Here is a 10,974-nt window from a genome sequence, read left to right as displayed (position 1 = left end):
GGCGCGCTGTTCGTCGGCCAATTGACCGTTGCTCCCCCGTTTGCCGACGCGATTAGTTTCGTGTTGTCGTTGGGTCCATCCGCGTTCGGCCTGTGCCACGTCCAATAGAAAATGCCGACCCACTTGTTCGGCTTCACCGGCCCCGCTGTTGCGAAATCCGGTTGCGTCCGCATCACTGCATCCGTCGCCACCCACGTATCGGCGTACACATCGCCGTCCGTGTAGGGTTTGCCCTCAAATACACCCTCTGCGTAGGCCACAGCGCCGCTCACGGCACTGAGAACACACAACGTCACACAAACACGAAGTCTCATCTAGTCCGCCTTACTTTCTGCATTTCTCATCCTGGGTATCCTGGGCATCCTTGTTCAATAAACAAGGATAGACAGGATGAACAGGATGCAATTCAAGAACACACTATCACGTCTCGAGGTCTACCCACAGGCATTGTTCTATCGCCGCCATCAAATCGCTAAACGATTCGGTTCGAATCGCCGAAATGCGCACACCGTTCAGCCGCTTCGCCATTCCCTCCAATTCAACGGGGTCGCAGAGGTCCGCTTTGTTCAGCACGAGAATCTGCGGCTTCGTGTCCAGCTCTAGATCTTTCAGCAGTCCCATCACGACCGCCCGCTGCTCGTCCATCACCGGACTGGACGCGTCAACGACGTGCAGCAACAGGTCCGCTTCGTCGAGTTCTTCCAGTGTAGTGCGAAACGCGGCAAGTAGCTCCGGTGGCAGATTGCGGATGAACCCTACGGTGTCCGTGATGACTATCTCGCGTTCCTTCGGGAACCGCAACCTCCGCGACACTGGATTGAGCGTCGCGAACAAGGCATTCTCGGCGACCACTTCGCTCCGTGTGAGGTTGTTGAGAAGCGTCGACTTGCCCGCGTTCGTATAGCCCACAATCGACACGATGGGCACGTTCTTCTCCGTTCGCACGGAGCGCCGGAGCTTTCGCCGGTCACCCAGTTTGCTGATTTCGCGTTCCAGCCGCGCGATGCGATCTTTCGCGCGGCGCCGGTCGATCTCCAGCTTGGTCTCGCCTGGGCCACGACCGCCAATACCGCCCGTAAGCCGCGAAAACGCGCTTGCCGTCTGCTTTGCGCCCAATCGCGGCAGCATGTAGCGCAGTTGCGCCAGCTCGACCTGATTCTTGCCTTCCCGCGTCTGCGCGCGTTGCGCGAAGATATCGAGAATGACTTGTGTGCGGTCGAGCACTTTCAAGTCGGTGTATTCGGCCAGAGCATTGACCTGCGCCGGCGTGAGGGTTTGATCGAACAGCAGGGCCTCCGCCCCATACTGCATCGCGCGGATTATCGCAGTCTGCAGGCGGCCCTTCCCCATCACATACCGCGGGTCCATCTCGCGCCGCTGAATAATGGTATCGACGACGACAATCCCCGCGCTCCGCGCCAACTCGCGCAGTTCCGCGACGGAGTCCTCGGCCCTCGAATGGGGTTCGGTGGATACGTGCACGACAATCGCCCGGTCGCGCCGGTCGTTCGCCGGTCTTCCCTGGCGTTGACGTCCGAATTCCTCCTCCAAGGCGTCGACCATATCGAGAAAGTCGGAGGGGACGTCATGTACGCTTCGGGCGCTGCTGAGTTCCCACGGCTGTTCGGCCGCATTGACCGGCAGCAAGTGCGCCATGTCGACCCGGCCGGGCAATCCATCCGGCAACACTTCCACGGCGGCGACCATGTCCAAGCGCAGTAGAGCCAAGTCCGTGAGGTCGTCATCGCTGAGCGGTTCGCCATTGAGGTGTGTGTGCACCAGCCGCAACCCACACAACCGGTCTCGGGCCGTGCGATAGTCTGTGAGGTCGGGCAGGAAGACGGCCCTCGCGTCCCCAATCACGACATGCCGGATGTATCCCCTGCGATCGATGAGTACCCCAACCTGCCGCTGCACGTCGTTGGCCAATTCGGTCATGGTTCGTGCCAACTCGGGATTAACCACCACCTCGGCAGGGCACCGCCGTTGCGCCAGCCGCTCCAGCCTACGGAGCGGTTGTGCGGCCAACCCTTGAGTATTTCCCCCTACGCGAATGATTGCCTCCTGAAAAGAACCGCCGGGCAACGGTTGTCTCCAACCGGCCCGGCGTGAGTTCCATCAAGACCTGTGCGCATGCGCACTATCAGCTCTGCCACATAACCCTTCGAATGATCTTCTGGCTTTCGACGGCGTCCAGGGTCTTCTGTGCCTTGCGAAGCTCGGTGGGATCCAGCTTTTCGAGCTTCTTCCAGAATATCGACAGGTTGCCAATAGCGATTTGGCATGCTTGTGTCGGATCCACGCACTGCGGGGCGAAGTCGATCGAGCAGAATCCCTTGAACTTGCTGACCTTCAGATAGAACAGGGCTTCCAGCATCTCCCACATGTGAACGGTTCCGGGAATCATGAAGTCATCCCAAACGCGGTAGTTGTCGCTAAAATAGACCTGAAACAGCTTGTTCGAGCGCGTCAGGAACGCAATCGACTCGGCGGGCGTCTCGCCGGCCATCATCGCGTGCGAGAAATCCATGGCGACGCCCACGTTCTTCATGGCGATTTCCTGGCACAGGGAAAGCGCTTTACCGACGTTCGAGATGGTTCCAAATTTACGGGGTTCACGAGGTTTGTAGGCTATTGCCACGTTGATATCCGGCGAAGCAAACTTCGCAATCGTCTTAATCGAGGAAATCACTGTGTTCCACTGCGTCACGTAGTCGACGTGGAACGGATAGTCGAACCCGTCGCTGTAGAGACGTAACGTAACTTCCGTCGCGCCCACCTGCCGCGCCAGTTCGACCGCCTTACGCCCTTCGTCGATGGCCGCATTGCGCGTCTTGGGATGCTGGTGCCCAAAAGCACCCTGCGCGAAGCGGCGATCATTGCTAAGGTCAGCCGCCACTCCGGAACACACCAACTGGTAGTCCTTCAGTAAACGTTTGAGTTCCTTCACCGGGAACTCGGGGGTGATGTGGCTTTGCGTTACTTCAATCGCTTTGACCCCCTTGATTTTCGAGATTAGCGAGATTCGCTCCTGGATCCGCAGCGGGTCTCGGTAGCCCTGAGGGCAAAACCGGTCCGCGCTACCGGAAAACGTGTCCAAAGAGATGGAAAACCGCAAGGCCATTGCTTTCTCCTAAGTGTTCAGGGTGCCAACGTGGCGATTCTACGTGTCGGTTTGCCGCGGCGCTTCACATTTGCACCGCTTCCGCCATCCGTGGGAACGGGAATGCGCCCCTGATCCGTAAGGTAATGCCCTGAAGGACAATGTACAAAAAAGCAGCGGACTATACCCGCTGGCGCCGCTAGTATAATGATGCGAGAATCGAAAGTCAATAGATCACAACGATTTGAGAAGAAGCGCATATTTGTCATAATTATTGATAATAGACTTTTAACTTCCCCGAATTCTCCCGGAAAAATAAAAGGGGCGAGTGCGGGCAGCGGGGGAACTGCCTCTGACGCACTCGCCGGTGGTGGGAACCAGTCATTACTGACTGTGGCCATGAGTAGCAGCCTGGGGGAAGGACCGCCCTCACAGCTATTAACGAAACATTCCCCTCCCGGCACATTATTCCAGGTTTGGGAAGGTAGACATTTTTTATTTTCCTCGGGGTCCCGAGAGCTTGAAACTCGCTGGCACCCTCGCCGCTGGAGTGGCAGCGGCATCATCCTCTCTCGACATTGGACACGCAATTCACGGCTTCAGGAAGTTATTTACTTGACACGCGGCACCCTCCGACACAAGAATCTGGCATGAAACAGAGGCTCATTGATCCATGATGTTGTTTCGATTCCAAAGGTTGATCGTTTGGATTTTGCTTGGGGCTTCCCCGTTACTGGCCTGGGGAGAGACGCCAACTACTCACCCTGCTCCTGAAGACCGCGCTACGGCAAATGAGACTCCCGCCGGCCAAGAGGAGACCCCTTCAAAGCCCGAGACAGAGGCTTCATACCGCCTGACGGCACCCAAACTCGAACTTAGCCTGCCGGCCCAAACGGAACAGGTCCCGTGGCCACCGCGAGGCAAGAGTCAGAAGCAGGAACTCCCCGCTTCGCTGCTTGCCCTATTGCAGTCGCAGGACCCGGAGATTCGCGTGCGGGCGGTTGAGGGCCTGGCAGCATCGGAGTCGTACGACGCGTTGCAGTGGCTGATTCTGTCGTTGGGCGATTCCGCACCCGAAGTCAGAAAGGCGGCAAGTCAGGCAATACTGCAGGGGAATCCGGCCTGGCTGGTGGATTCTATTCTGGGGACCCTGCTGGCTGGCTCGCCGGAGACGGCGAACGCCCTGGACTCCGTACTTCCGTCTTTGGCGAGGGTGATCGAACCGACGTTGCTTCACCTTTTTCGCGAGCAAGGCCAACCGGAGCCGTATCTAATCGTCATGGCCTACGCCCTCGGGCGCATCAAGAGCCACGAATCCATCAAGGACCTGGCCAAATACGCCAAGTCCGGCCAGCGTGAACTTGCCGAAGTCTGTGCCAATGCCTTGTACGAAGTGGATGATGAGGGGGCCATTCGCGAGCTAACCGGGCTGTTGGAGAGTCCCTACATCGAAGTACGGCGTACCGCGTTGTACGGACTGATCCGATTGGGGGGGCCTGAAGTCCTGTCGACGCTCATGGACATCTCGTCGGGTAAGAAGGAATCCGACCTTCAGTTGCGGCAGGAAGCTACGGCTCTCCTGGCTTATGTGGGCGATGAGAAGACGATTGAGTATCTCGTTGGCCTGATTCGCCAACAGTCCGGACTTGGAAATGCCGCGTCTTTTGCTCTGCAGAACCTTACCGGCTACCAAGTCGGGAACCGGCCTTATCTGTGGCTCGAATGGTGGAATGAGCTTCAGGAGGCCAAGAAACTTGAGCAGGAAGAAAAGATGACCAATCCGCTCGTTCCGGCAGACCAGATTCCCGAAGAGGAGCAGGGACACTTTCCCGGCCTGCCGCCCGTCGGAGTCCCTCGACCGGAAGACACTGTCGAACAACGGTAGCCCGACGAATCGGCCGTCACGATGTCACCCTTCCAGCGTACGCCGTATGCAGTTGACCAATTCTTCCAGGCTATAAGGTTTCTGGATAAAACCCGCCAAACCGGCGCTGGTGAACCTGCTCGACGCCTCCTGTTCGCTGAAGCCGCTCGATAGGATTACGGGAACTTCCGGCCTGATCTTCTGCATCTCTATAAAGGCCCCCTCTCCGTCCAGATGGGGCATTGTCATATCCAGAAGCACGGCAGAAAGCTCGTGAGCATGCGCGCGAAACACTTCGACGCCCTCCCGGCCATCCGCTGCCGTCAGCACTTCGAAGCCAATTTTCTCAAGCATCATCTTGGCCAGGGTACGGATAGTCTCTTCGTCATCCGTGATCAGGATCTTCCCTTTTCCTCGCCATGACCTTGCCCCCTCCTCGCGGTGGGTGTCCTTAGAGATAGCCAACTGAGTAGCAGGGAACAGGACCCGAACCGTGGTTCCCTGGCCCACCTTCGATTCGACTTTGATGGCCCCTTTGTGTCCGCGGACAATTCCGAGAACGGCCGCCATACCCAGGCCACGTCCGGTGAACTTTGTCGTGAAGAACGGATCGAACAGACGGCTCAGGACTTCTTCGCTCATCCCTGATCCCGTGTCAATCACCTCCAGAAAGACATAGGGACCAGCCGGGAGGTTTTCGTCCAAACAACTGTCGGCCAGGTACTCTCTCGAGCACTCTTTCAAGCCGGTTCCAATTGCGATCACACCGCTGGCATTGCCAATTGCTTCCGACGCGTTAATAATCAGATTCATCACAATCTGACGTATCTGCGTGATGTCTCCCTTGATGAGGGGCAAATTATCCGCAAAGCGATAGTTGAGCAAGCACTTCTTCGAGATTGAGACTTCCAACAAGTGGCTCATCTCCTGCACCACTTCCGTGAGTTGAATCGGTTGAACAACCAGTGAGCCGCGGCCCGAGTAGGCCAGCATTTGCTTGGCCAGCTCCGCTGCTCTCCGTGATGCGGTCACGATCTGATTCAGGTGCTCGCGAACCGGTGATACCGGTGAAAGGTCGACCAAGGCGAGGTCGGCGTGACCCAGTATCCCCGTCAAAAGGTTGTTGAAGTCGTGCGCAATGCCCCCCGCAAGAATGCCCAGGCTCTCCAGCTTCTGCGTCTGCTGGACTTTGGCCTCCAACGTCAACCGTTCGCGCTCGCTCCGTCGTTGCGCCGTAATGTCGCGCGCGGTGTAAACGATACCCCGGACGCCGGGCTCCTCAAGCATGTTGTACCCGATGACATCGAGGTCGCGCCATGTGCCGTCGCTGTGAAGAAAGCGTTCCTCGTAGCGCAGCATTCGTCCCGGAGACTGTCGAACCTCGCGGAACTTGGCCTCGGCAAGCGCCCTGTCCTCCATGTGCACGAACTCAATGGCCGCCGCGCCAATCAACTTCTCTCTCGGATATCCCAATTCGCGCGTTAATGCGGGGCTCGCGTAAGAGATGATTCCCTCGTAGTCGACAATTGCGATGAGGTCCGACCCATTTTCGATCAAGGCTCTGAATCGCGCTTCACTGCTTCGCAATGCTTGTTCGATGCGCAACCGGTCCGTCACATCGACGACGGTTCCTTCGATGAGGCGAATTCGGCCTTGTTCGTCGCGCATCGCGGTGGCGTTTTCCGAGACCGTGATTTGCGAACCGTCGGCGCGGCGCGCCTGGTATTCAAATCCGATGACCGATCCCTTCCTCTCAAGTTCTCGCTTGAAATCCTCCCAACGCTGAAGATCGGCGTACCGGTGCTTACACTCCGCGATATCGGATTCGATCAGATCCTTGGGCGAGGCGAAGCCAAGGAGACGTGCGAGGGCTGGATTCACATTGAAGAAAGCTCCATCCGCATAGGCTTGGTAAATCCCCTCGATTGCCTTCTCGAAGATGCCGCGGAACCGGCTCTCGGCCCGCCGTAGCTCTTCCTGAGCATGCTCGCGGTCCGCCTGATTACGCTCGATTTCCCCCGCCATCATGTCAAAAGAATGTGCCAATCGCTGTAATTCATCCCCGTCAGGCGTTGCACGTTCCAAGCCGCTACGCGCGGCCAAATCGCCGGTTCCCAACCGCGCGGCCTGCAGGGCCAGGATTCGAGCGGGCATGATTACGGTTCGGTGCAAAATCCAGTAGACAACCAGCAAACTGGCCAGATAAAGCCCCAACGACAAGAAGGCCCGTTGGAATGCAGCGAGTCGCAGATGCGCAAGCCCCGGTTTCAGATCGGTCGTGAAATAGAGCACGCCGGATACCTGCGAGTCCCCACCGCCGCCGCCGCTTCCTGCGGGATAGACGCTGTGGTATACCGAAATTGAGCCGTCCCAGGGATTCTCTCTAGGTATGGGAGTGCCCGTCTCAATGGTCCGCGCGATATCGGCATTGCTCAAGGGCAAGACTTTGGCCCCCGGCTCGGATTTTGCCAATACGTTGCCGAGGGAATCCAGGAGCACCATTTCAGAAATCGCGTTGCTCCGCGAGATTTGCTCGACGATATGCTGGAGGTAGTCTCTTGAATCCTGAACCGCGAGATCGCCGGACATCACCGGTTGCACCGCAATGGCGGTCGTTCTGGCTATTCCTAAGCCCTGTCGCTTTTCCTGCTCCACGAATAGATGTCGCGACATTCTGTAGCCTGTTGTCAATGCCACTGCGACCGTGATGAGCCCAAAAACAAGAAACAGGCTCAGAACTTTGAGGGCAAGCGAACGCGATATGATGGACGAAAGCGCCAATTCCGGGTTCCCATGTGCTGGTACGCTCAGACTGCCCCCATCCCACAAGGACCGATTCCGGGACCTGCCCAAGTCACAGATCGAGGGAACCGTGCGCCGATCGTCGATGCAAACGGAATCTGGCCGGTCGCGCTAACGACACCCGCCACCCCGGACGCCCCCAAATGCGCAAGGGAAAGCGTGGTATAAGCAGCATCACGAAATCGCGGCATTGAGACAATCTGACAGCATTTTCCGCCCCGAAGCGCTTGGAATGCAACATTCGGGCAGCGGTCTGAGAATCACGGGATTACGAATTTTGCCGCTGAGTGAAATCTTCGCTCTTGTGACGCACAATCTCGCCTTTGGTGAGGTAGATGACGTCCTCGGCAATGTTCGACGCATGGTCGCCGATCCGTTCCAGGTGGCGAGCGACGCTGAGCAGATGAATCAGAGACTCCAGTTGCTCCGGGTGTTTCCGTATGCCGTCCTTGACCTGGCCATACATTTCGCGGTTAATGGCATCGACTTCGTCGTCCGAGGCAATCACTTCGTAGGCCAGCGCCGCGTCTTCGTTGACCAGCGCGTCCAATGCCCGATGAAGCATCTCATGCGCTTTCTCGGCCATGCCCGTGAAATCGAAGGGGATGTCAATCCGCTCGTCTTTTCCCAGAAACAGGGAGCGTTCCGCGATGTTTACGCTGGCGTCGCCAATTCGCTCCAGCTCATTGTTGATCTTCAACACGGCGATGATGAACCGCAGATCGTGCGCGACGGGCTGGTGCAGCGCCAAGACCTTCTGGCATTCCTCTTCGATGTCCACTTCCCGCTCGTCGATTGCGTAGTCGCCCTCGATGACCCGGTTCGCCAAAGACACGTCGTGGTCGCGGATCGATTTGACCGCGCTGACGACGCTCTCTTCCACGAGAGCGCTCAAGGCCAGCAATTTCTTCTTGAGCTTTTCGAATTCGCGCTGCATGTGTATTGCCAACGAAGGTACCCTAATGTTCAGCCAAACCGGCCGGTAATGTAGTCTTCCGTTTCCCGCTCGCGCGGATTCGTGAAGATCGTCTCGGTAGCACCGAACTCCACCATTCTACCTTCACAGAAGAAGGCCGTGTAATCGGAAATACGCCCCGCTTGCTGCATATTGTGCGTTACTATGACGATCGTGTAATCGTTGCGCAACTCGTCAATCAAATCCTCGATGCGAGCGGTAGATCGAGGGTCCAGCGCCGACGCTGGTTCGTCCATTAGGAGGATTTCGGGGTCCACCGCGAGCGCGCGCGCAATGCACAAGCGCTGTTGCTGTCCACCCGAAAGACCCAACGCGTTCCGGTGCAGGCGATCCTTCACTTCGTCCCACAAACCGGCTCGGACAAGGCTGCTCTCCACAATCTCGCTGAGCCGCTCGCGGTCTTTTGTACCGTGAATTCGCGGTCCGTACGCGACGTTTTCGAAGATGGACTTCGGGAATGGATTCGATTTCTGAAATACCATCCCAACTCGCTTGCGCAGCGCCACCACGTTCGTCGTATTGCGATAGATGTCTTGGCCGTCGATGACAACGTCGCCTTCCAGGCGCGCGCCTTCGATGATATCGTTCATGCGGTTCATCGTTCGCAGCAAGGTTGATTTGCCGCACCCGGACGGACCAATGAACGCTGTCACCTGATTGGCATAAATGTTCATGGTCACGTCAAATAGAGCTTGGACATTCCCGTAGAAGAAGTTCAGATTGCGTATCTGTACTTTCGTCTGAGGATTTGCCTCTTTCACCTGCACACTGTCGGCTACCATCGGTACCGCTTCCTGAAGTGGCTGCGAAGAATTATCGCGCCGATGTTGAGCCCCAGCACCAACAGGAGCAGAACCAGGGCGGTTCCATATTGCGTCGGCCTGACCAGGTCCGGATTTGGAAACTGTGTCGCCAGCGCATACAAATGAAACGGAAGCGCCAGCGCCTGATCGAATACCGAGCGCGGCAGATTGGGAAGATAGAACGCGGCGACCGTCAGCAGAATCGGCGCCGTTTCTCCCGCCGCTCTCCCGATGCCCAGGATGCTTCCCGTGAGCATTCCGGGTATCGCGTACGGCAACACGTTCTTGCGGATGGTTTCCCATTTGGTCGCTCCGAGCGCGAGGCTAGCCTCGCGTAACGCCTGCGGCACTGCCCGCAACGATTCTTCGCTGGATACGATAATCGTTGGAAGAACCATGCAAGCCAGCGTCAGGCTACCCGCCAAGATGCTTGTACCAAACCCAAAGAACAACACAAACAGCCCGAGACCGAACAATCCAAACACGATTGAAGGCACCCCCGCCAAGGTCACGATGGCCAGGCGGATCATCGCGGTGAAGCGCCCTTGCTTCGAGTACTCTGAGAGGTACACCGCGCTCGCCATACCGAGCGGCAACGCGACGAGGATGGTCCCCGTTATCAGCCAAAAGGTCCCAACGATGGCCGGCCAAATACCGCCTTGGCCATTCGCGGTTGGCGCGGTACTCAGGAAACTCCAGCTCAGCACGGGTGCGCCTTTCCACACAATGTCGAGGATGATGTATCCGACAACGGCAACGATGGAGTACGTCACGAGGCGAAGGCCCCATGTAGCCGCGCTTTCGGAAATAGACGTACGCATTACAGCCTCTGATAACTCTTAAGAACGCGCATGGCCACGATGTTCAGGAGAAACGTCGAGAGCAGGAGCAGAATCCCCACCCAAAAAAGTGCCTGATAATGTTCGCTGCCAAAGACGATCTCCCCCATCTCCGCGGCGATCGTCGCGGTCATGGTGCGCACCGGCGCCAAGGGCGAGAGCGTGGTCATGGCGGCGTTGCCGGTGAGCATGATCACGGCCATGGTCTCTCCAATCACGCGCCCCATACCCAACATAACGCTGGCGATGATTCCCGACATCGCTGCGGGCACGGTCACACGCCAAATCGTCTGCATCCGGTTCGCTCCCATGGCCATGGAGGCTTCCTTGTAGGACATGGGAACGCTTCGAATCGCATCTTCCGATATCGTGACAATCGTCGGCACGGCCATTAGCGCAAGCACTAACGCACCCGTTAAAGCAGTCAGGCCGCTGGGCAAGTCGAACAGCCTCCGCAGGGCCGGCGCAACGACGATAAGTCCAAAGAATCCAAGAACGACGGACGGTATTGCCGCGACAAGCTCCACAAATGGCTTGAGAACCTCGCGCTCACGGGGTCCAGCCAGTTCCGCGATGTAGACAGCTCC

The 10,974-nt window shown here is 57.6% G+C and carries 9 protein-coding genes; 1 reads left to right on the top strand and 8 read right to left on the bottom strand.

Annotated features, from left to right (window positions below):
* From K1Y02_21875 to K1Y02_21865, 3 genes are all read right to left on the bottom strand, one after another.
* Nucleotides 1-314, bottom strand: a 314-nt coding sequence (locus K1Y02_21875) for a hypothetical protein (GenBank protein ID MBX7259027.1), incomplete at its 3' end; no start/stop codon positions are given.
* 106 nt (nucleotides 315-420) lie between these two features.
* Nucleotides 421-2,058, bottom strand: coding sequence for a GTPase HflX (hflX, locus tag K1Y02_21870; GenBank protein ID MBX7259026.1), 1,638 nt, complete (start codon nucleotides 2,056-2,058; stop codon nucleotides 421-423).
* Between the two features lie 85 nt (nucleotides 2,059-2,143).
* Nucleotides 2,144-3,124 (bottom strand): sugar phosphate isomerase/epimerase, encoded by a 981-nt coding sequence (locus tag K1Y02_21865; protein MBX7259025.1) that lies wholly within the window; start codon nucleotides 3,122-3,124, stop codon nucleotides 2,144-2,146.
* Between the two features lie 652 nt (nucleotides 3,125-3,776).
* On the opposite strand from K1Y02_21865, the gene K1Y02_21860 reads away from it, so the two are divergent.
* A complete protein-coding gene (locus K1Y02_21860; GenBank protein MBX7259024.1) occupies nucleotides 3,777-4,988 on the top strand; it encodes a HEAT repeat domain-containing protein in 1,212 nt (403 codons plus the stop codon).
* A 24-nt stretch (nucleotides 4,989-5,012) separates the two neighbouring features.
* Here K1Y02_21860 and K1Y02_21855 read toward each other — a convergent pair whose 3' ends face one another.
* From K1Y02_21855 to pstC, 5 genes are all read right to left on the bottom strand, one after another.
* A complete protein-coding gene (locus K1Y02_21855) occupies nucleotides 5,013-7,640 on the bottom strand; it encodes a PAS domain S-box protein (protein MBX7259023.1) in 2,628 nt (875 codons plus the stop codon).
* A gap of 397 nt (nucleotides 7,641-8,037) precedes the next feature.
* Entirely contained in the window at nucleotides 8,038-8,706 is a 669-nt protein-coding gene (gene phoU / locus K1Y02_21850; GenBank protein MBX7259022.1) for a phosphate signaling complex protein PhoU, read from the bottom strand.
* Nucleotides 8,707-8,735: 29 nt separating this feature from the next.
* Entirely contained in the window at nucleotides 8,736-9,527 is a 792-nt protein-coding gene (gene pstB, locus K1Y02_21845; protein MBX7259021.1) for a phosphate ABC transporter ATP-binding protein PstB, read from the bottom strand.
* Nucleotides 9,521-10,369, bottom strand: coding sequence for a phosphate ABC transporter permease PstA (pstA, locus tag K1Y02_21840; protein MBX7259020.1), 849 nt, complete (start codon nucleotides 10,367-10,369; stop codon nucleotides 9,521-9,523). Before pstA ends, pstB begins: the two co-directional genes overlap by 7 nt.
* A partial coding sequence (gene pstC / locus K1Y02_21835; protein MBX7259019.1) for a phosphate ABC transporter permease subunit PstC occupies nucleotides 10,369-10,974 on the bottom strand: 606 nt, incomplete at its 5' end. The genes pstC and pstA, both read right to left, overlap by 1 nt.

The organism is Candidatus Hydrogenedentota bacterium (assembly GCA_019695095.1).
GTDB lineage: Bacteria > Hydrogenedentota > Hydrogenedentia > Hydrogenedentales > SLHB01 > JAIBAQ01.
Note: the sequence above shows the minus strand (reverse complement) of the source record. Positions and strands in the feature narration are given on the sequence as shown.

Coding starts and splice junctions, on each gene's coding strand:
- K1Y02_21865 (MBX7259025.1), bottom strand. CDS start 3,124: ATGGCCTTGCGGTTTTCCATCTCTTTGGACACGTTTTCCGGTAGCGCG.
- K1Y02_21860 (MBX7259024.1), top strand. CDS start 3,777: ATGATGTTGTTTCGATTCCAAAGGTTGATCGTTTGGATTTTGCTTGGG.
- K1Y02_21855 (MBX7259023.1), bottom strand. CDS start 7,640: ATGTCGCGACATCTATTCGTGGAGCAGGAAAAGCGACAGGGCTTAGGA.
- phoU (MBX7259022.1), bottom strand. CDS start 8,706: ATGCAGCGCGAATTCGAAAAGCTCAAGAAGAAATTGCTGGCCTTGAGC.
- pstB (MBX7259021.1), bottom strand. CDS start 9,527: ATGGTAGCCGACAGTGTGCAGGTGAAAGAGGCAAATCCTCAGACGAAA.
- pstA (MBX7259020.1), bottom strand. CDS start 10,369: ATGCGTACGTCTATTTCCGAAAGCGCGGCTACATGGGGCCTTCGCCTC.